The following is a 20,871-nucleotide window of genomic DNA, read 5'->3' on the forward strand; positions in this document are numbered from 1 at the left end:
GTGCCGCATGGTTTTTTCAACGCAGAGCAAGGACCCCACCCGCATGGAAGACATGGTCGTGGTACGCAAGGAAGGTTTGTATTGCGTGCCTGGTGATTTCTACATTGATCCCTGGCGCCCGGTGACGCGCGCCGTCATCACGCATGCCCACGCCGACCACGCCCGCGTGGGCCATGGCCACTATCTGGCGGCCACGCCGGGCGCGGGCATCCTGCGCGCGCGCCTGGGTGCCGAGATCAACCTGCAAGCCCTGGCATATGGGGAACGCATCAGCCACAACGGTGTGCAACTGTCCCTGCATCCGGCCGGCCACGTACTGGGTTCGGCGCAATTGCGCATGGAACATGAAGGCCGCATCTGGGTCGCCTCGGGCGATTACAAGCTGGAGCCGGACGGCACCTGCGCCCCTTTCGAGCCGGTGCGCTGCCACGCCTTCATCACGGAATCCACCTTCGGCATGCCGATCTACCGCTGGCAGCCGCAACGGGACATCTTCGAAGAGATCAACCAGTGGTGGCGCGACAACGCCGCAGAAGGAAGGGCCAGCGTGCTGTTCTGCTATTCCTTCGGCAAGGCGCAGCGCATCCTGCACGGCATCGATGCCAGCATCGGGCCCATCGTCTGCCACGGCGCGGTGGAACCGCTCAATCGGCTGTACCGTGAAGCCGGCATCCGCTTGCCCGACACCCTCACCGTCGGCGAAGCCGAGGCCGGCAAACGCGGCAAGGCGGCGGCCTACGCGGGCAGTTTGGTGATCGCGCCACCCTCTGCTGCCGGCTCGACCTGGATCCGCCGTTTCGGGGACTACAGCGATGCCTTCGCCAGCGGCTGGATGCGCCTGCGCGGCACGCGCCGTCGGCGCGGCGTGGATCGTGGCTTCATCCTCTCCGACCATGCGGACTGGCCGGCATTGCATGAGGCCATCGGCGCCACCGGGGCCGAGCGTGTCATCGTTACCCACGGACAGGTGGCCACCATGGTGCGCTGGCTGCGGCAGAACGGCTTGGATGCCGGGGCCTTCGCCACCGAATACGGAGATGAAGAAAAAGACGACAGCCCCAGCCCGGGCGCGGCCGGGAAGGAGCAGGAACCCGGCCATGCGTGAATTTTCCCGCCTCTACACCGAGCTCGACGCCACCACCTCGACCACCCGCAAGCTGGCCGCACTGCAGGACTACTTCGGCCGCGCCGACGCCGCCGACGCGGCCTGGGCGGTCTATTTCCTGGCCGGTGGCAAGCCGCGCCAGGCGGTCCCCACGGGCTTGCTCAAGCAATGCGCAATGGACTATGCGCAGATCGACGAATGGCTTTTCGAGGAGTGCTATCACAGCGTGGGCGACCTGGCCGAGACCATCGCGCACGTGCTGCCGCCGCCCAAGGGCAGTAGCGACTTGGGCCTTTCGCGCTGGATGGAAGAGCGCATCGCGCCCTTGCGCGGCGCCGATCCTGCGGTCATCCGCGCCGCGCTGTTTGCGGCCTGGGATGAGTTGGACTGGCAGGGGCGCTTCCTGCTCTCCAAGCTCATCGGCGGCGGTTTCCGGGTGGGCGTGTCGCGCCTGCTGGTCACGCGCGCCCTGGCCGCCGTGGCGCAGCTGGATCCGAAGCTGGTGGCGCAGCGCATGGTAGGCTGGACCGACGGCCGTGCCCGGCCCGATGCCGAGCGCTATGCGCAACTGGTTGCCCCGGCCGAGGGCCAGGATGCGCAATTGCAGGGTGGCCAGCCCTATCCCTTCTTCCTCGCGCATCCCCTGCTGGAGTCGCCCGAGACACTGGGCCCGCTCACGGACTGGCAGGTGGAATGGAAATACGACGGCATCCGCGCCCAGCTGGTACGCCGCCACGGCAGCAACTGGCTGTGGTCGCGCGGCGAAGAATTGATCACGGACCGCTTCCCCGAACTGGCCACACTGGCCCTGCCGGACGGCACTGTCATCGATGGCGAGATCGTGATCCGGCTGCCCGATTCCGGCCCCCAGGCCGACCGCGTAGCCCCCTTCGCCGACCTGCAGAAACGCATCGGCCGCAAGACGCTCGCGGCACGGCTGCTGGCCGATCTCCCGGCCGGCCTGATCGCCTATGACCTGCTGGAACAGGATGGCCAAGACCTGCGCAGCCTGCCCCAGCACGAACGACGCGCCCGGCTGGAAGCCCTGGTGCAGGCCCATGCGGCACCGGCCCTGATGCTGGCACCGCAGATTGCCGCGGCCAACTGGGATGCCTTGGCGCAATTGCGCGCCACCTCACGCGAGCGCGGCGTGGAAGGCATGATGTTGAAGCAAAGGGAGGCGCACTACGGCATCGGCCGCACCCGCAATGTGGGCACCTGGTGGAAGTGGAAGGTCGACCCCTACTCCATCGACGCCGTGCTGATCTACGCCCAGGCGGGGCACGGCCGGCGCGCTTCGCTCTACACCGATTACACCTTCGCGGTGTGGAATGCCCCCGACGAGACCGGCCAGCGCTCGCTGGTGCCTTTCGCCAAAGCCTATTCGGGCCTCACCGATGCCGAGATTGCCGTAGTCGACCAGGCCATCCGCAAGACCACCATCGAGAAATTCGGGCCGGTGCGCAGCGTCAAGCCGAGCATGGTCTTCGAGATCGGTTTCGAGGGCATCGCGCTGTCCTCGCGTCACAAGGCGGGCATCGCGGTGCGTTTCCCGCGCATCCTGCGCCAGCGCCTGGACAAGACCGTCGAAGAGGCCGATACCCTGGCCAGCCTGCGTGCCCTGCTGGGGCCTTCGGCCAGCCAGCCGGCCGACCCTCATCAGAAAGAACTGCACCGTGCCACGCAAGACGACTAAATCCCGATCCACCCAAGAGATTGCCCTGGCCCAGGCAGAGGGCTGGTTCGCCCGGCGCGGCTGGGAGGTCTTCGATTTCCAGCGCGCGGTCTGGCAGGCGGCCGTACAGGGCAAGAGCGGCTTGCTGCATTCCGGCACCGGCTCGGGCAAAACCTATGCGGTCTGGTTCGGTGCCCTGCTCCATGCCGAGCCCCGGCAGGGCCAGCCTGAGCTGCCAGCCAACACCAGCGGCCTGCGGGTGCTCTGGATCACCCCGATGCGCGCCCTGGCGGCCGATACCTTGCGCGCCCTGCAAGCCCCGCTGGCCGAGCTGCTGCCGCAGTGGCAGGCCGGCATGCGCACCGGCGATACGGCTTCCGGTGAACGTGCGCGCCAGATGAAATCCTTGCCCCAGGCCTTGGTGACCACCCCGGAAAGCCTTTCCTTGCTGCTATCGCAAGCCGATGCCCAACAGCGTTTTGCCAGGCTCGATGCCGTGATCGTCGATGAATGGCACGAACTGATGGGCAACAAGCGCGGCGTTCAGGTGCAACTGGCGCTGGCACGGCTGCGGCGCTGGCGGCCGGGGATGGTGGTCTGGGGGCTGTCGGCGACGCTGGGCAACCTGGAGCAATCGCTGCAGGCCTTGCTGGGCCCAACCGCGGCCGAACAGGGCGTGCTGGTGCGCGGCGAGCAGCGCAAGCGCATCGTCATCGATACCCTATTGCCGCCGCAACCGGCACGCTTCGCCTGGGCCGGCCACCTGGGCATGCAGATGCTGCCGGCGGTGGTCGCGGAGATCGAGGCCAGCGGCAGTACCCTGGTCTTCACCAACACGCGCTCACAGGCTGAACTTTGGTACCAGAATCTGCTGGACGCCCGGCCGGACTGGGCCGGCATCATCGCCCTGCATCATGGATCGCTGGACCGTGAAGTGCGCGACTGGGTCGAGCAGGGCCTCCGGGATGGACGCCTGAAGGCCGTAGTCTGCACCTCCAGCCTGGACCTGGGCGTGGACTTCACACCGGTGGAACGCGTGCTGCAGATCGGCAGCCCCCGCGGCGTAGCCCGCCTGCTGCAACGCGCCGGACGCTCGGGCCACTCGCCCGGCCGCAGTTCGCGCGCCACGCTGGTGCCAACCAACAGCCTGGAACTGGTCGAAGCCGTGGCGGCGCAGGATGCGGTAGCGGCCGGCCGCGTGGAGCAGCGGCCGGTACCGGAAACGCCGCTGGATGTGCTGGTCCAGCATCTGGTGACCATCGCACTGGGCGGCGGCTTCCAGGCCGATGCCTTGTTCGCGGAGGTCAGGCAGGCCTGGTCCTACCGGGACCTGCGCCTGGAACAGTGGCAATGGGCGCTGGACTTCGTGGTGCGCGGCGGCCAGAGCCTGACCGCCTATCCCGAATATCACCGCGTCACCCGGGGCGAAGACGGCGTCTACCGCGTGGAAGTCCCGGCCATTGCGCGGCGGCACCGGATGAACATCGGCACCATCGTGGCCGACGCCAGCCTGCACGTGCAGTACATGAAGGGCGGACGCATCGGCACCATTGAAGAAGGCTTCATCGCGCGGCTGCGTCCGGGTGACCGTTTCCTCTTCGGGGGCCGCGTGCTGGAGTTCGTCCGGGTGCATGAGATGACCGCCTGGGTACGCCGCAGCACGGCTGGCAGCGGGGCCGTCCCGCGCTGGCAGGGCGGCCGCATGCCCTTGTCCTCGACCCTGGCGCACGCCGTACTGGACCGGCTGCAGCAAGCCGAACAGCAGCATTTCGACGGTCCCGAAATGCAGGCCGTGCAGCCCCTGCTGGCCCTGCAGGACGCCTGGTCGGCGCTGCCGACCGGGGAGCGCCTGGTGGTGGAAGCCCTCAAGAGCCGCGAAGGCCATCACCTGTTCTTCTATCCCTTCGCCGGCCGGCTGGTGCACATGGGGCTGGCCTCGCTGCTGGCCTGGCGCCTGGCCAGCACGCGCGCGGCGACCTTCTCGATTGCCGTCAACGACTATGGTTTCGAATTGCTGGGGGCGGAGGAAGTGGAGATGCATCGACTGGCACCGCAACAGGCCCAGGCGCTCTTCAGCGAAGACCAGTTGCTGGAAGATGTCCTCGCCAGCCTGAACGCCACTGAACTGTCGCAGCGGCGCTTCCGCGAGATCGCCAGGATTGCCGGACTGGTGAGCCAGGGCTACCCGGGGCAGCACAAGAGCGCGCGCCAGTTGCAGGCCTCCTCGGCGCTGTTCTTTGAAGTCTTCCGCAAGCATGACGCCAGCAACCTGCTCCTCACGCAGGCCCAGCGTGAAGTGCTGGAACAGGAGCTGGAGCTGGAACGCCTGCGCAGTACCCTGGCCGAGCTGCGTGCGCGCACCATGACGCTGGTGCAACTGGAGCGCCCTACCCCGTTTGCCCTGCCACTGATGGTGGAACGCTTCCGTGAGAAACTCTCGACCGAAAAGCTGGCGGACCGCGTCGCACGCATGCTGCGCGATCTGGAAGGTGCCGCCGACAAGACCCCCGCTCGTGAACAAGCCAAGCCCGCCACCCGGCGCAAGGCCAAGCCCAAGACTGCCGCATGATGCAATACCCCAGCTTCGATGCCGATGGCGCCATCCTGACCATGCTGCCCGAACGCGCCCTGCTGTGGCGCGAGCGCGGCATGCTGATCCTGGCCGATGTGCATTTCGGCAAGGCGGCCGCCTTTCGGGCCGGCGGCATTCCGGTGCCGCACGGTACGACACGCGCCAACCTGGAGGCCATTGATGCGCTGGTACAGCAACATGCAGTGCGTCATATCGTGTTCCTCGGGGATTTCCTGCATGCCCGCGCCGGGCGTGCTGCAGGAACGCTCGCGGCACTGGCGCAATGGCGTAGCCGCAACGCTGGACTGACGCTCACGCTGGTGCGCGGCAATCACGACCATCATGCGGGTGATCCGCCAGAAGCACTGGGCATGGAGCTGGTCGATGAACCCTGGCGGGTCGGCCCGCTGGCGTTCTGCCATCATCCGCAGACGGTGGACGGGGCCTTTGCCATTGTGGGCCATGTGCATCCGGTGTATCGCCTGTCCTCGGCGGGCGACAGCTTGCGGCTGCCCTGCTTCGTGGTGGATGGACGCTGGGCGATGCTGCCGGCATTTGGCGCGTTCACGGGCGGCTATCGTGTCGATGCCTTGCCGGGACAGCGCATCTATCTGGCTGCCGAGGATTGTGTCTTGCCGCTGCCCGGCTGAACCGCCACGCAATACGGGGTATCATCGGCGCGCTGATAATCATACGAGGAGACAAAGACAATGACATGCAAACACCGCCTGCTGGCCCTTTCGATTGCACTCGGCCTGGGCATTCTCGCCCATGCGCCGGCACAAGCCGATGCGCTGGCCGACATCCAGAAGGCCGGCGTGGTCCGCATCGGCGTACCGCAGGACTTTGCGCCTTTCGGCTCAGTCAATACGGACCTGCAATTGCAGGGACTGGATATCGATGTGGCCAAGCTGATCGCCCAGAAAATGGGCCTCAAGGTGCAACTGGTGCCGGTGGCCAGCGCCAACCGCATCGCTTACCTGCAGACACACAAGGCCGACCTGGTCATCTCCACCCTGGGCAAGAATGCCGAGCGCGAAAAGGTGATCGATTTTTCCCAGCCCTATGCGCCCTACAACAACAGCGTGTTTGGTGTGGCGAGCGTGGCAGTGAGCGGGCCAGCCGATCTGGCCGGCAAGACCGTGGGCGTGGCGCGCGGTACCTTCCAGGACCTGCAGCTGACCGACACGGCCCCCAAGAGCGCCACCATCAAGCGCTATGAGGACAACAATGCCATGATCTCGGCCTATGTCTCGGGCCAGGTTCAGCTGGTAGGGACGGGCGACTTCGTGGCCTATGCCCTGGCAGAAAAGGCGCCCAACAACAAGCCGGTGCTCAAGTACATCATCCAGGAATCGGCCTGCAATGTAGGCCTCAACAAGGGCGAGACCGCCTTGCTGGGCAAGGTCAACGAGGTGCTGAGCGCCGCCAAGAAGAGCGGCGAACTCAATGCCATCGTGCAGAAATGGCTCAATGTGCCGCTGCCGGCAAAGATGGCCAGCACCTTCCAGTAAGCGGCAAATATGGTTGAAGCTTCATGCCGTCATATCGTCATATCGTCATATCGTCATATTGCGGCATGAAGCTTTATTTTTTGCCGTTGCAAGTGACGCAGCACATCCTGCGCGGCCAACCATCGGACGATGTCAGAACTTGCTGGACACTCCCAACCCCCACTTGCGCTCCGCATCCCCGCTATCGGGCAGCAAGCCATTCGAATAATCCAGGCTCAAGCCGACGTTCTGGTTGAAGTTGTAGGTCAGCACCGACTTCCAGTAATGAATGCTGCGATTGCCCTGCAAGGCCTTCAATCCCGTATAGGTCGTGGTGAAATCAAACGGCAAGGCCGGATTGGTGGACGACAGCGTGAAACCCGCCTGCGCGCCCAGACGGATGAAGTCGCGATGCTGGTCCACCACATCCGGATCGCCCCGGTTGATGTAGATACCGTTGCGGCTCTGGCCGATCAGGATAGGCTTGAACGCCAGCCCGTTGTTCCAGCGCAGGAAATCGTTGAGCACACCCGGCCGCACCGGCGTGAGCGTGAAGTTGACCGTCAGCAGCCGGCTGCCATCGGTATTGTTGATCAGGTAATCGGGACGCGCCGTCAGGTCTTCGGTATTGGCCGTGTCCGCATGGGCGAAATGGAAGGCCGACAGCATGCCGACCTGGCTGGTGCGCGTGGTGGTGATCTCCGGATTGCCGCTGTCGTAGTTGGTGACCCGGTTCTGCTTGAAACCGACATAAGGGACCGCCTCATAAGTACTGCCCGGCTCGCCCATGGCCCGCTTGTCCAGCGAATAGCCGGCAAAGACCACCACGTCATTGGTGCGCGACTGCGCCACATCGTCATTGGCCAGCGCTACGCGCGCACGATCCACCGAGGCGAATGCCGCCTTGTCGCGATGGTCGATGGAAAGCTGGTCGGGATTGCCGCGAATGCGCAGCGGATCCATCCAGCTGGCCTGCTGTGACTGCGCCGCCGCTGCAGCGGGGGGCGTGGCCGGACCCGCCACTGGCGTAGCGGGCGCGGTCGGTGCCACGCCCATGCGCAAGGCGGCGTCAGCATGGGCCAAGGTCGAGGCCGCCCCTGAGGCGGTACAGCGCAGCGCCACGCGGCTGTTGTCACGGAAAAAGGCCACCGCATCGCTGTGGCCACTGGGCTGGAAGCGGCCATCCTTGCCGTCCAGCAGCGATTGCACATCGGCGGCCATGTGGTCGACGTTGCAGCTGTCTCCTGTGCAAGCCTGCCCGGCTGCCTTCTCCGCAGCACGCTTTTGCAGCAGCCAGGTCACCAATGCACGCGGCGAGTTCAGCGGGGCAGGCTCCTTGCCTACCGACAGATAAGCCGTGCTCACGGGGTAGGTACGGATCAGAGTGGCGGCCAGTTGATCCTTGTCCAGGGTGTGGTCGCTGGCGCAGAATCCGCCGCTATCGGCCGCGTGGGCCAAGGTCAGGGTCAAGGGAGCGGCCAGCAGGATGGCGGCGACAGGGAAAGGGAATCGTCGTTGCATCAGTTCGAAGGGGAGAAAAGCAGGATACGGAGAGGAAGTCGGACCTCGCGGCCAGGCCCAAAGCGCAAAGGCCGGCAAAGCCGGCCCGCAGAGCAGCGTTCAGACCTGCGCCAGCGGCAGGCCCGGCAAGGGACGCAATTCCAGTTGCCCCAGCAGATAGGGCTGGATCAGCAGCTTGTAGCTTTCCAGGTCGAAACCCTTGAGGCTGGCTGCCGGGCGGCTGGCCAGTTGGCGGTTGTCCCGGTCCAGCGAACCGAGATAGCGCCAATGATCGATCACATGGACCTGTTGCCAGCCATCGCCCTGCTCCACCAGCGCCATCGGGCCAGCGTAAGGCCAGGGCAGGATGCGCAGGTCTTCCAGGGCCTGCATCAGCCGCTGCTGGTGCTGCTCTTGCGATTCCTCGCCGGTGCAGGCACCACGGCAGCGGCGGATCTGGCGGCCGAAACAGGCCATGCCAAAGCCCTCGGCCTGCTCCATGCCGGTGGCGATGGAGCACAGGCCGTGACGCTCCACCATCTTTTGCAGCGCTTCCTGCGCGGCACGCTCGCTGGTGTAGATACCGAACAGATTCTCGGCACGGCTGAATTCACGTTCCTCGACCTGCGCCACTTGCGGCTGGCCAGCTGCGTTCAGGCGCAGGGTGAACAGGCCGCGCTTGGTGCGCTGCTTCTTGTTGTGCGAAGGGCGCAAGTCGCGCAGCAGGCAGTTCTCCAGCAACACCGCGCCCAGTTCACCGGCAGTACGGCGGCATTCGATACGGCGCGTCTGGCCGATCAGGAATTGTTCTTCATGATTGTGCAAATGGGCCAGCACACGGCTGCGCAGGTTCACGCTGCGGCCCACGTAAAGGGCCTGATCGTTCACTCCGCGCAGAATGTAGACGCCGCAGGCGGCCGGCAAGGCTTCGATGCTGGCGCGGTCAATGTGCAACGGATAGCTGAAGGTGGCGGCGCGATGCGCTGCGGGCTGTGGCGCATTGAAGGTGGCGCGGCGCAATTGGGCATGGCGCATGCCGCGTTGACCTTCCTGCTCCAGCAAGCGGTCCACCAGCGCGGCGGGCAACTTGCGCGGCTGGGCCGTGTGCAGCGCTGCCGGTGCCTGGGGCATCAGGGCGGGCATCACGGCTTGCAGGGGGCGGGTAAACAGCTGGGTCAGCGAAGTGCGGTGGCTGATGGTATTCATGGCGCTGGCCAAATCCTTCTTGTTGTTCATGTCACGGCGAGGCGTGCTCTGTCAGGTTGCAGACGGCCCGCAAAGACAGGACCATCAAGTTAAAGTGGATTATGAAGTTGGCCCTCTTGCGCCACAGTCGGCAGGAAGATGAAGATCGTGTAGGACATTGCCGCCTTGCAGAGCTTGCGCAACGGCTCAAGCCGGATCGAAAGCGTCCAGCATGGCCCGGGTCAGGCGCTGGGGCGCCTTGCCAAAATCGGCCCAGGGGTCGCCCTGGGTGAGGCTTTCCAGCCTGCCGGGCATGGTCGCCACACGAAAATGGTCCGCAGTAACGCCCTGCTCCAGTTCTTCCCATGTGATCGGGACGGAGACCGGTGCCCCATCCCGTGCCCGCACCGAATAGGCCACCACCGTCGTCGCCCCGGGCGCATTGCGCAGATAATCGATGAAGATCTTGCCGGCGCGCGCAGCCTTGCTCATCCGGGCGATGAAGCGGTCCGGCAACAGTCGCGCCAGGTGCGCGGCAAGCCGATGCGCCCAGTCCTTGACGACGTCCCAGTCATGCTCCGGGCGGATCGGCACCATCACATGCAGGCCCTTGCCACCGGAAGTCTTCAGGAAACAATCCAGGCCAAGTTCCTGCAGCAGCCCGCGTACCAGCTGCGCCCCCTCCACCACCGTGGACCAGGCCACATCCGGCGCCGGATCGAGGTCGAAAACCACCCGGTCCGGCTTGTCCAGCGCCCGTCCGGTGGCACCCCAGGCGTGCAGCTCCAGCACGCCCATCTGCACTGTCGCCACCAGGCCGGCGATGTCGTTGACCATCATGTACTGCGCCTTGCCCTCGCCTTCCGGGACCTCGATGGTCTCGATGGCCTCAGGCATGCCTTGGCCGGTGTGTTTCTGGAAGAAGCACTTGCCCGCATGACCGTCCGGGCAGCGCACCAGCGACAAGGGGCGCTGCTTGAGCTCGGGCAGGATCCAGGGAGCGATGCTCTGGTAGTAGCGCGCCAGCTCCAGCTTGGTCAGGCCGGTATCGGGGAAGAGAATCTTGCCGGGATGGGTCAGCTTGACGCCCGCGACCATGACCGGTTTGGAGAGGTCCTGCACGGGTTCGCTGCGCTTGCGACGGTGCGAAGTGGCTGCAGCGGTGGCTTCTTGCGGAGGCTTGTCGCCCGCTACGGCGGGTGTTTCGCGCATGATCTCTTCCGGCTTCTTGTCCTCTCGCAAGGCGACGAAACTGCCATGGCGCAGGATGCCGGACTGGGTCCACTGCGCGAATTTCACCTCAGCCACCAGTTCAGGCTTGAGCCAATGCACGCCGCGCCGCTGCTGGCCAGTAGGCGGATTGAAGAAGGCGGGCTCATCCTGCTCCCGCTGGCGAAACTGTTTGAGCATGCTGGCCAGCAAACGCTCATCAAAGCCTGTGCCCACGCGCCCGGCGTATTGCAAGCGCCCCTGTGCGTCATGAACGCCGACGAGGATGGCACCAAAGCCGCTGCGCTGCCCGGCTGGTTCCGTATAGCCGGCAATGACGAACTCCTGCCGTTGTTCGCATTTGACCTTGAGCCAGTTGCGATCGCGCCGTCCGCTATAGGGAGCGTCGGCACGCTTGACCACGATGCCCTCCATGCCGTGCTGGCAGGCGTGGCGAAATACTTCATCTGCGTGCCCGGCGATATGTTCGCTGTAGAGCAGCAAGCCCTGCTCGTCACTGCCCGGAATCACTTCGCGCAGCAATTCCTTGCGCTGACGCAGCGGCAATTGGCGCACATCATGGCCATTGAGGTACAGCAGATCGAAGGCATACAGCGCCAGCCGGATCCCGTTGGCCTGCTGGCGGTCGCCACGGGCCAGGTTTTGCAGCGCTTCGAAGCTGATACGGCCCTCGGCATCCAGGGCCACCACCTCCCCATCGATCCAGGCCTGGTCAACCGGCAGCTTTGCCAACGCCTCGACCAGGACAGGCCATCGATGGCTCCAGTCCAGCCCCTCGCGGGTGTAGATGGCCGCTCGACCAGCATCGATGCGGCACAGGCCGCGATAGCCGTCGAATTTCAGTTCGCTGAGCCATTCTTCGCCTTGCGGTGCGCTGTCGGCCAGTGTGGCCAGCTGTACCTCGACCTTGTCGGGCATGGCGATTTCCGTGCTGGCTGCATCGTCATCGCGGGACGACTCACTGTTGAGCTTGCCTGCTGGCGCAGCATCGCCCAGGTCCTTGACGCTTTCCGGACGGAGCTCGGTAATGGCGGCAGCACGGCCGGTTTGTGCGGCGTCATCGTCTTCCTTGATGAGCAGCCAGTTTTCCTTGCCATCCTCGGCCGGTTTGCCCATGCGCACCAGCGCCCAGCGGCCTTGCAGCTTTTCGCCTGAAAGCGCAAAGCTGAGATGTCCTTTCTTGAGGCCGGCATGCGGGTCGCCATGCGGCATCCATTGCCCGCGCTCCCACAACACCACATGGCCGGCACCGTATTGATGCGCCGGGATATCGCCTTCAAAGGTGCCGTAATCGAAGGGATGATCTTCTACCCGCACCGCCAGGCGCTTGTCATGGGGATCGAGGCTGGGGCCTTTCGGTACGGCCCAGCTCTTGAGGACGCCGTCCAGCTCCAGCCGGAAATCGTAGTGCAGGCGGCGCGCGTGGTGGCGCTGTATGAAGAATTGCAGCGGCTCGGTCGCCTTTTCTCCGCCTTTGCGTCCCTGCTTCGTTTCATGGCCTGAAGGTTCCGGCGTGATGCTGAAATCGCGCTTGGCGTGATAGCGCTCCAGCGCTGAAGGCGTGCGGCTCATGCCTGGGCCCTCCTGGCGCTGCTGCGTGCGGTGGTGCTGCGCGCTGAACCCTTGCTGGTGGCGGCCTTGCGGCGGACTGTGGTCTTGGTCTTGGTTTTGGTAGCCGTGCCAGCTTCACCCTTGCTGGTGGTGGCGCGTTTGGCGGCCGGCTTGCGATCGGCCATCTTGTGGACCTTGGCGCCTCCCTCTCCTGCCTTTTCCTTGGCTGGGGCCCTGGATTTACCCCGGCCTTCCAGGCTGCTCTTGAGCAAAGCCATCAGGTCCACTACCTTGGCCCCGCTGCTGGCCGGGGCGGCCGCCTCGTCGGGCTCGGCCACTGCGTGGGTCTGACGGCTCTTGATCTTCTTCTGGATCAGGGTCAGCACATCGTCGCGATAGGTGTCATGGAACTGTTCGGGCTCCCAGTCTGAAGACATGTGATCCACCAAAGCCCGTGCCATCTCGACCTCCTGCTTGGTCACCGCCGACTTCTTCGACTTGCGCGACGGTACCGGCAAGTCATCCGGCGCGCGCAATTCGCTGGGATAGCGCAAGGTGATCAGTTGCAGCATGTCGCCTTGGGGGATCAAGGCGGCCAGGTGCTGGCGGGTGCGAATGACGATCTGGGCAATGGCCATCTTGTCGCTGGCCAGCAGGGTCTCGCGCAACAAGGCGTAGGCCTTGTCGCCGCCCTTGGCGGGGGCCAGGAAATACGGCTGCTCGTAGTAGAGGATAGGGACCTGCTCGCGCTCCACGAAGCTCTGGATGTCGATGCTCTGGGTGGCCTCCACATTGGCCTGGCGCAGGTCTTCATCGGACATGAGGACGAACTGGCCCTCCTCGTATTGGTAGCCCTTGATGATGTTTTCCCAAGGGACTTCGCGCCCGGATTTCTTGTTGTAGCGCTTGTAGCCCACCGGGGACAGGTCGCGCTTGTCCAGCAGGGTGAAGTCCAGCTCATCGTGTTTTTCGGCGGTATAGAGTTCGACCGGGATATTGATCAGCCCGAAGCTGATCGCTCCCTTCCACAGTGCGCGTCGCATCGCTTTCTCCGCAAGTTCGCTGATGGGCCGATTATCAAATTCCCCGGCCGGCGGCGCAGTCGGACTGGTGATGAAGCCCGCGTAGGAATGTGCCGGGGCCGCAGGCCATTGCGGGTTTTGCGGTCTCCCGCCCGATCTTCTCCTACATGGATTTACCGCACATGCCGATACAGCCCCGCCACCGCCGGACTTACTCTTGAGCGATTCCCTCCCCCTCCCAGGAGCCGCCATGCCCGCTACCGTTGCAGACATCCTCATCGACACGCTCTACGAAATCGGCGTACGCCAGATCTTCGGCGTGGTCGGTGATGCCTTGAACCCGCTGACCGACGCCATTCGACGCGACAAGCGCATCGAATGGATCGGCGTGCGCCACGAAGAAGGTGCTGCCCTGGCCGCCGCCGGCCAGGCCAAGCTGACCGGCCGCCTGGCCGTATGCTGCGGCACCACCGGCCCCGGCGCCAACCACCTGGTGGCCGGACTCTACGAAGCCCGCAAGGATCACGCCCCCGTGTTGGCCATCTCGGGTGGCGTGCCGGCTGCCAAGCGCGGCACCGACTACTTGCAGGAAAATTCACCCGACATGCTCTTTCGCGATGTGGCCGCCTACAGCCAGGTCATCACCAGCCCGGAACAGGCACCGGCCGTGTTCCACCAGGCCATCGCCCAGGCCTATGCCCAGCGCGGCGTAGCGCACCTGAACATTCCTGCGGACATCATCGGTGCCAAGGTCAGCGGCAGCGTCCCGAGCATTCATACGCTGCGTGAGCGAAGTGAACTGGCGCCACCGGCCGCCGATATCGCCGCTGCCGCTGAACTGATCAACGCGGCCAGTTCGGTCGCCATCTTCGCCGGTAATGGCTGCCGGGGTTCCATTGACCAGGTGCTGGCGCTGGCCAGCAAGTTGCAGGCCCCGGTCATGCACACTTTCCGTGGCAAGGATCTGGTGGCTTATGACCATCCGCACTGGATCGGCGGGGTCGGGCTCATTGGCGGCGCGCCGGGTACCGATGCATTGCATGGCGCAGAGGTGATGCTGATGCTGGGCTCGGATTATCCCTATTCGGAATTCCTGCCGACCAAGTCCAAGATCATCCAGGTTGACGAACGCGGTTTCGTGCTCGGTCGCCGCGCCCCGGTCACGCTGGGCATTACCGGCTCGGTGGGACCGTCCGTGCAAGCGCTGCTGGAAAAAGTCGAGGGCAAGACCGACGGCAGTTTCCTGCAAAAAGCCAATGCCGATCGTGAACGCTGGAACAGCAAGCTGGACAACGCCGCCGAGATCAAGCGTCATCACAAGAAGATCAAGCCGCAAAGCGTGGCCCGTGCCTTGAGCGACCTCGCTGACGACGATGCCCGCTTCGTCATCGATACCGGTGTAGTCACGCTCTGGTGTGGCAACTGGATCCGCCAGCGAGGCCAGCAGCGCCTGCTGGCCTCGTTCAACAATGCGGCGGTGGGCACCTCGCTGGGCCAGGCCAATGGCATCCAGGCACTGGACCGCAACCGCCAAGTGATCGTGGGTGTGGGTGACGGCGGCTTCACCATGTTGCTGGGTGAATTCATGACCAGCGTGGAGCACAAGCTGCCGGTCAAGGTGATTGTCTTCAACAACCGTGAATGGGGGCTGGTGCATCTGGAAATGGAAGAAGCCGGCATGCCCGCCTTCGAAGGCTCGGAATTCCCCAATGCCGACTTCGCCGCCTTCGCCCGTGCCTGTGGCGGCCAGGGCTTCACGGCGCGTACACCGGACCAGTTGCAGGAAAGCCTGCAGCAACTCCTGGCCGCCCCTGGCCCGGCGGTGCTGGATGTCTTCATCGATCCGGCCGAGCTGCCTGTCATGCCGCACATCAAGATGGAGCAGATCTGGAAGTTCGGCCTGGCCAAGGTCAAGGAAAGCCTGATTGCCATGCAAGGAGGATGAAACATGGACACCATCGAACAGCAACGAGAAGACTACGCCAAACAACTGCGCGCGCGTTTTGAAGAGTACAAGCGCTGGGCCATCCAGCACTGGCCAGTGGCCGAACAGCCGCTGGAGGACAGCGCCTTCATTGCGGCCGAACGGGAACTGGAACTGCTGACCGGCACCATGCTGCATCCTGGACGCAAACCCGACGGCATACCTGCCGGCGGCGCGCAGCAGGCGCAGTTCGAGGACGTGACGCCAGCGCCCTGGCCTTGAAGCCGGTGCGAGGGAGATGCTTCCTCGCGCATTCTTACGCGCGGTTGCGCCTCCCGCTTATAGGGCTGCAGCAGCAGGCGCAGTAAGCTTCATTTCACAGGCTGCACCGCTGCCAGCCCATTCCATCAGACCAGAAGGAGAACAGCATGAGCGCAAGCAAATCCGGCAAGGACCATCGTCCCAACCAATACGACACCCCGTCCGAAGTGGCCCTGGATGAAGCCAATGAGATGAGCTTCCCGGGCAGCGATCCGGTGTCCACCTCCAACATCACGCGCATCGAAAAGGCGCCCGAGATGGACAAGGCCAAGGACGACCACCAGAACAGCCACCGGGTCAAGGAAAACACCCCCAAGGCCAACTGATCCCGTTGCGCCCGATTCCTGGGCGGCCGGTGCATGCCGGCCGCCTTTCTTTTATGAAGGGAGAAACATGATGAGCAATCGCTACAACCAATTGAAGGTCGCCGTGCTGGTGACCGACGGCTTCGAGCAGGCCGAACTGCTGGAACCGAAAAAGGCGCTGGAAGCTGCTGGTGCCACCGTCCACATCCTCTCCGACAAGAGCGACAGCGTGCAGGGTTTCAAGCACGTCGACAAGGGTGAAGTGGTCAGCGTCGATGGCAGCCTGGATAGTGCCAATCCGGCCGATTATTCGGCCGTGCTGCTGCCGGGTGGCGTGGTCAATGGCGACGCCATGCGCCTGCTGCCGGAGGCCCGCAATTTCGTGCGCGCCGCCAATGATGCCGAAAAGCCCATCGCTTCCATCTGCCACGGCGGCTGGCTGCTGATCTCGGCCGGCATCGCCAAGGGCCGTACCGTCACCAGCTGGCCCAGCCTTCAGGATGACTTCAAGAATGCGGGCAGCCAGTGGGTGGACCAGGAAGTGGTGCGTGATGAAAACTTCGTCTCCTCGCGCAAACCCACCGATATCCCTGCCTTCAACAATGAATTCATGAAGCTGCTGGATGAACAGCAGCGCCGTGAACAGACCAGGCAACCGGCTGACGCTGCAGGCGATGTCCCCGCCTCTGCTGACGGCGCCTCCAAGCCGCAACTGTCGGCCAAAGGCAGCGCCCCGGCCGCGCCCCCCAACCATGAAAGCGAAGCCTTTGCAGTCGCCCATGGCGAATCGGCGCAAAGCGACGGCTAAAGGCGTCATCAGGCCGATATGAAGGAAAAAGATCGAGGGCTTGTCCCTCGATTTTTTATGGGCCGGTCAAGCATGGACTTGCAAGCGCGCGAAGGCAGCATGAAGGAATTGACCAAAAACCCTCAGCCCCTCAGCCCTGAAAACAAGAATGCCGTCCGGATCACGCCGGACGGCATTGGCACAACCGGGGATGCCAGGCCGATGGCCCGGCCTTCATCGGCGGCCTACCCCCGGGGCTCCCCCTGATGCTTGTGCATGGCTTCGGCCAGCAACGCCAGGGCAGCCTTCTCGGCCGCCTTGCGCTTCTTGCAGATGCGCACAGGTTGTGCACCGAGGTCGTGCAAATCCATATGCCAGAGTTCATCGATACGGGTATCGATGTAGGCCACGTATTTGTGCTTGTCCAGTTTGGTGACGCGGGGCATGAAGTGACTGGCTTGCTGCAGTTCAACGGAGCGGGCGAAGTGTTTCATGGCAAGTCTCCAGGCCACACGGGCGTGAGGCGGACGGCATGACAGGGGTGGGAGTAAAGCTGACTACAGCTTAGTCGATCAACGCTGCAAGGGAAGTTTTATTTCATTTGCAGTGCTGATCGGCTGAAGGGATGACGATTATTTCTTGGCGGCATCCACGGTTTTCTTCAGGTCACGACCCATTTGCAGGTGTTCCTGCAGGCCTGGCAGGGTCTTGCTGGCAAAGGTCTTCACATCCGGATCCTGCGCTTCCTTGGAAGACTTCTGGAACAGCTTGACCGCATCTTCATGGGCGGACACGCCGATCATGCTGGCATAGCGCTTGTCGAAGGTGTTGCCCTTGAGCTTTTCCAGGATGGCGATCTTGGCGCGCTGGGCCATGCTGGGTTCGGTCGGCAGGGTGACATCCTTGCTGGAGGCCAGTTGCTTGAGTTGTTCGTCGACCTTGGTGTGCTGGTCGATCATCTTCTGGGCGTAATCCTTGACGGCCTGGTTGCTGCTTTTTTCCAGCGCGATCTGGCTGGCTTCGATTTCAGCATGGCCGGCTTCGGCGGCGTTGGTCATGAAGCTCTTGTCCTTGCTGTTCACGGATTCGGCGGCCGCATTGAAAGACAAGGCGGCACCCGCCAGCATCATTACGCCAGCGCCGATCAGGCGGCGGCCGGTAGTGGATTGCAGGCGAGCTTGGGTGGTCGGTTTGATTTGCATGGGTAACTCCTTTGGCTTGTGGATGATGAGCTGCGGCCGATTTGCGTATGGCCGGAATGTTTTCACTGTAGTCAGGAAGGCAGCCCGCCAACATCAGACAGTGCCAATGACCGATGTAAGAATCGATGAGCGCGGCCCAGCGCCGTAGCTTTCCAGCTCTACTGCTGGCGGCGCCGGTTGCGCAGGTACAGCACCTGGCCCAAGAGGGCAGTGAAAAGCAGGAACACGTTGGACACCACAAACACCCAGTCCCCCTGCAGCACGCTGTAGGTCACGAAGCCCGCCGACGCGGCAAGCTGCCCGGCAAAGAGCCAGTGCGAGACGCCCTGCGTGGAGCGGCTGCGCCATTGTTCATAGACCTGGGAGGAGATGGTCAGCAAGAGGATGAGGGTCGCGCCCCAGCCAATGAGGTCGGTGATCTGATCAGACATGATGGTCAACAGGAGCCGCTGGGGCCTGGAAGCTAGTGGAGAGCCGATGGTGGACCAACGCGGCGGCGCCCACAGTCGGCCGCTGCCGCGAGGCGTTGTAGGAAGTCTCGCCGGCCCGATTGAGACCAGGGTGGGAGCATTCGCACGGCCATGCGGGAATCGGCCGACCCGACAAAGCGCTCATGCGGCATTGCGGCATCCGGTCCACTTCCCTAGTCTGGAACTGGAATTGAAACAATTCACCCACCCACCAGGAGATCAACATGCACGCTACCCGAACCATTGCCGACGTCATGACCCGCGGCGCCCATACCTTGAGCCCTGACGATTCCGTCATCCGTGCCGCCCAAGCCATGGAGTCATTGGACGTGGGAGCCCTGCCCGTCTGCGACGCCGGGCACAACCTGGTCGGCCTGGTCACCGACCGCGACATCGTCTTGCGCGCCGTGGCCCGCAATCGCCTCTCCGACAGCCTTCCCTTGACCGAAGTGATGAGCCACGATGTGCTGTGGTGCTATGAAGATGAGCCGGTTGATGATGTGCTCGATGATATGGTGCAGCGCCAGATCCGCCGCCTGCCCGTGATGGACCGCGAGAAAAACCTGGTCGGCATGGTGAGCCTGGGCGACCTCGCCGCCAAGACGCAGAACAGCGGTATCGGCGGTGCGCTGGCCGAGATATCGCTGCCGGCGGCACCGGTACGTCGCAAGGAAGGGGTGTCGCCTTCTGGCGACTATGAACTGCCGGAGGTGCGCAACAGTGACATGCACGAGGTCAATATCGGCCGAAGCTAAGGCCGGCGCGGCTTTGCGGGGCATGCAGCAAGCATTGGTGTAGGTGTTTTCCTACGCGTTTATTGGAGAATGTCCGATCTTCTTTTTTGCGCTGCATCGCTACTATGCATCTCAACGAACTCGAAACCGAGGACCCCACATTCCGATACGAACGTCCCCCTCCGTCGTGTCATGAATAAGGTCCATCCCCCATCGGTTTATCCCCACGAGTCGTTTTCATAAGCAGAAATTCTCCGACGATTCCCCCGATCTCGGCGTCTTATATCCCTCCCCCTCAGGCCGCCTCCCCCAGGCGGCCTTTTTTTTATCCTCGTCTCATCCTCGTTTTATCCTCATTTTCAGCTGCCGCGCACCGCAATATAAGCCAGTGCATCCGCATAGGCCAGCTCACTGGTGGCACGCAACATGCTGCAGACATGCGTGGAGACCGCTTCATGGGGCGCCTGGGACGAGGCGCCAATGAGCACGATGCCCCGGAAACCGCCCTCCTCGGACTGTTGCACGCCGGGCTGCATGAGGGGGCCGCCTTCCGGTCCACCCGGGGGACCGTTCAGTTCGCCCAGCTTTTCGCCGCCTGGAATATCGATGGGGATGCTCATGGTGTGCTCCTCTGTTGAAGGTGGAAGGCCCGGTTCAGGCAAGCCGGTGCGACCCGCACCCTGACGCATGTCAGGCATTGCTGCATCCTTCCCCGCACCGGGCCAGGAAGAAGTATTCTTGTCAGCATAAGAAACACTGAAGGCAAAGGCAGCAAGAAGCCACCGCCGATCTGCGTAGGAAGGGGCGAAGATGAGCCTGTTCCGGTTGCAGCCAACGGGGACGCGGGGGCCGGGGATGCTGCCGCCTGGTGTTGTAGCCCCTATGTCTGGACCCGTCATGCCCATCGATTACCTGCGCCGTCTCACCAGTCCGGCGCGCACCGACCTTTCCAACCGCCACCTGGGGCGTTCGCTGGCCTTCATTGCGGGGGCCGTCAATGCCGGGGGCTTCCTGGCCGTGGGCCAGTACACCTCGCACATGTCGGGCATCGTCTCTTCGCTGGCCGACAACTTGGTCCTGGGGGAAACCCTGCTGCTGGTAGCCGGCGCCAGTGCCTTGCTGTCGTTTTTGCTGGGCGCGGCCTGTTCGGCGGTGATGATCAACTGGGCCAGGCGGCGCGGCCTGCACAGTGAATACGCCATGCCGCTGATGCTGGAGGCGATGCTGTTGCTGTGTTTTGGCATCCTCGGCAGCAACCTGGAGAATCACCGGCTACTGTTCGTGCCGGTGACGGCGGCCTTGCTGTGCTTCGTGATGGGTCTGCAAAACGCCATGATCAGCAAGATTTCACGTTCCGAGATCCGTACCACCCACGTCACGGGCTTGGTTACCGACATCGGCATCGAGATCGGCAAGATGTGCTACTGGACGCTGGCACCGCGCCAGCCCGGTGAGGCGGCGGGGGAAGATCCCGTGCCGGGCGCGCGGCGCAAGTTCATGCTGCTGTCCTCGCTGTTGCTGATGTTCTTCCTGGGCGGCGTGGCCGGTGCATTCGGCTTCAAGGCGCTGGGCTTCCTGGCGACCATGCCGCTGGCGGCCGCCCTGTTCCTGCTGGCGCTGGTGCCGATGATGGATGATCTGGCACGCAATTGAAGTCTCCCCCGGGGGAGTCGGACAGCAGGCAACAAAAAAGGCGCTCAACGCGCCTTTCGTTTTATTTTTATCAGTGTGGTGCACCGCCCGGTTCCTGAAGCCAGTGGAGCGCAGGGTCCTTCGTTGGAACTGCGGCCTGATG

18 protein-coding genes and 1 pseudogene are annotated in these 20,871 nt (G+C 63.8%); 11 read left to right on the forward strand and 8 right to left on the reverse strand.

Features of this window, described 5'->3' with window-relative positions; all coding sequences use genetic code 11:
- Positions 1-43 precede the first annotated feature (43 nt).
- The 5 genes from FYB76_RS09150 to FYB76_RS09170 are packed head-to-tail and all read left to right on the forward strand — an operon-like array spanning position 44 to position 6,866.
- A complete protein-coding gene (locus tag FYB76_RS09150) occupies positions 44-1,105 on the forward strand; it encodes a ligase-associated DNA damage response exonuclease (RefSeq protein WP_154133456.1) in 1,062 nt (353 codons plus the stop codon).
- Positions 1,098-2,801, forward strand: a complete 1,704-nt coding sequence (locus tag FYB76_RS09155) for an ATP-dependent DNA ligase (protein WP_154133457.1) — start codon at positions 1,098-1,100, stop codon at positions 2,799-2,801. Before FYB76_RS09150 ends, FYB76_RS09155 begins: the two co-directional genes overlap by 8 nt.
- On the forward strand, positions 2,782-5,349 hold the full coding sequence (locus tag FYB76_RS09160) for a ligase-associated DNA damage response DEXH box helicase (RefSeq protein ID WP_370516332.1): 2,568 nt from the start codon (positions 2,782-2,784) through the stop codon (positions 5,347-5,349). The genes FYB76_RS09155 and FYB76_RS09160 overlap by 20 nt, the downstream gene beginning before the upstream one ends.
- Positions 5,346-6,002, forward strand: coding sequence for a ligase-associated DNA damage response endonuclease PdeM (gene pdeM / locus FYB76_RS09165; protein ID WP_088753942.1), 657 nt, complete (start codon positions 5,346-5,348; stop codon positions 6,000-6,002). Before FYB76_RS09160 ends, pdeM begins: the two co-directional genes overlap by 4 nt.
- A gap of 60 nt (positions 6,003-6,062) precedes the next feature.
- Entirely contained in the window at positions 6,063-6,866 is an 804-nt protein-coding gene (locus tag FYB76_RS09170; protein ID WP_154133458.1) for a transporter substrate-binding domain-containing protein, read from the forward strand.
- Positions 6,867-6,998: 132 nt separating this feature from the next.
- Here FYB76_RS09170 and FYB76_RS09175 read toward each other — a convergent pair whose 3' ends face one another.
- The 4 genes from FYB76_RS09175 to FYB76_RS09190 form a co-directional block, all read right to left on the reverse strand.
- The gene (locus FYB76_RS09175; protein ID WP_154133459.1) at positions 6,999-8,366 is read right to left on the reverse strand and encodes a hypothetical protein; all 1,368 of its coding nucleotides are present in this window, start codon (positions 8,364-8,366) and stop codon (positions 6,999-7,001) included.
- 99 nt (positions 8,367-8,465) lie between these two features.
- On the reverse strand, positions 8,466-9,551 hold the full coding sequence (locus FYB76_RS09180) for a nucleotide excision repair endonuclease (protein WP_229296934.1): 1,086 nt from the start codon (positions 9,549-9,551) through the stop codon (positions 8,466-8,468).
- A gap of 186 nt (positions 9,552-9,737) precedes the next feature.
- Positions 9,738-12,332, reverse strand: a complete 2,595-nt coding sequence (ligD, locus tag FYB76_RS09185; protein ID WP_154133461.1) for a DNA ligase D — start codon at positions 12,330-12,332, stop codon at positions 9,738-9,740.
- Positions 12,329-13,354: a Ku protein gene (locus FYB76_RS09190; RefSeq protein WP_154133462.1), complete on the reverse strand. Its 1,026-nt coding sequence runs from the start codon at positions 13,352-13,354 to the stop codon at positions 12,329-12,331. Before FYB76_RS09190 ends, ligD begins: the two co-directional genes overlap by 4 nt.
- Positions 13,355-13,583: 229 nt before the next feature.
- Between FYB76_RS09190 and FYB76_RS09195 the strand changes: the two genes are divergently transcribed.
- From FYB76_RS09195 to FYB76_RS09210, 4 genes and pseudogenes are all read left to right on the forward strand, one after another.
- Positions 13,584-15,278, forward strand: coding sequence for a thiamine pyrophosphate-binding protein (locus tag FYB76_RS09195; protein ID WP_154133463.1), 1,695 nt, complete (start codon positions 13,584-13,586; stop codon positions 15,276-15,278).
- 3 nt (positions 15,279-15,281) lie between these two features.
- Complete coding sequence (locus FYB76_RS09200) at positions 15,282-15,539, forward strand: hypothetical protein (protein WP_088753937.1); 258 nt, start codon at positions 15,282-15,284, stop codon at positions 15,537-15,539.
- A 146-nt stretch (positions 15,540-15,685) separates the two neighbouring features.
- Entirely contained in the window at positions 15,686-15,904 is a 219-nt protein-coding gene (locus FYB76_RS09205) for a hypothetical protein (RefSeq protein ID WP_088753936.1), read from the forward strand.
- A gap of 70 nt (positions 15,905-15,974) precedes the next feature.
- Positions 15,975-16,523: pseudogene (locus tag FYB76_RS09210) on the forward strand (type 1 glutamine amidotransferase domain-containing protein); the annotation flags it as partial.
- Positions 16,524-16,915: 392 nt separating this feature from the next.
- Here FYB76_RS09210 and FYB76_RS09215 read toward each other — a convergent pair.
- The 3 genes from FYB76_RS09215 to FYB76_RS09225 all read right to left on the reverse strand — a co-directional run bounded on the left by FYB76_RS09215 (position 16,916) and on the right by FYB76_RS09225 (position 18,303).
- A complete protein-coding gene (locus FYB76_RS09215; RefSeq protein ID WP_088753935.1) occupies positions 16,916-17,164 on the reverse strand; it encodes a hypothetical protein in 249 nt (82 codons plus the stop codon).
- Positions 17,165-17,302: 138 nt separating this feature from the next.
- The gene (locus FYB76_RS09220; RefSeq protein ID WP_154133464.1) at positions 17,303-17,872 is read right to left on the reverse strand and encodes a DUF4142 domain-containing protein; all 570 of its coding nucleotides are present in this window, start codon (positions 17,870-17,872) and stop codon (positions 17,303-17,305) included.
- A gap of 158 nt (positions 17,873-18,030) precedes the next feature.
- A complete protein-coding gene (locus tag FYB76_RS09225; RefSeq protein WP_186450031.1) occupies positions 18,031-18,303 on the reverse strand; it encodes a SemiSWEET family transporter in 273 nt (90 codons plus the stop codon).
- 263 nt (positions 18,304-18,566) lie between these two features.
- Between FYB76_RS09225 and FYB76_RS09230 the strand changes: the two genes are divergently transcribed.
- Complete coding sequence (locus FYB76_RS09230; protein ID WP_154133465.1) at positions 18,567-19,097, forward strand: CBS domain-containing protein; 531 nt, start codon at positions 18,567-18,569, stop codon at positions 19,095-19,097.
- Between the two features lie 338 nt (positions 19,098-19,435).
- On the opposite strand, the gene FYB76_RS09235 is transcribed toward FYB76_RS09230, so the two are convergent.
- Positions 19,436-19,696, reverse strand: coding sequence for a hypothetical protein (locus tag FYB76_RS09235; RefSeq protein ID WP_154133466.1), 261 nt, complete (start codon positions 19,694-19,696; stop codon positions 19,436-19,438).
- A gap of 277 nt (positions 19,697-19,973) precedes the next feature.
- Here FYB76_RS09235 and FYB76_RS09240 point away from each other — a divergent pair, with 277 nt between their 5' ends.
- Positions 19,974-20,729 (forward strand): YoaK family protein, encoded by a 756-nt coding sequence (locus tag FYB76_RS09240; protein ID WP_088753931.1) that lies wholly within the window; start codon positions 19,974-19,976, stop codon positions 20,727-20,729.
- Positions 20,730-20,871 lie beyond the last annotated feature (142 nt).

The organism is Herbaspirillum sp. CAH-3 (assembly GCF_009668275.1).
Lineage (GTDB): Bacteria > Pseudomonadota > Gammaproteobacteria > Burkholderiales > Burkholderiaceae_D > Herbaspirillum > Herbaspirillum aquaticum.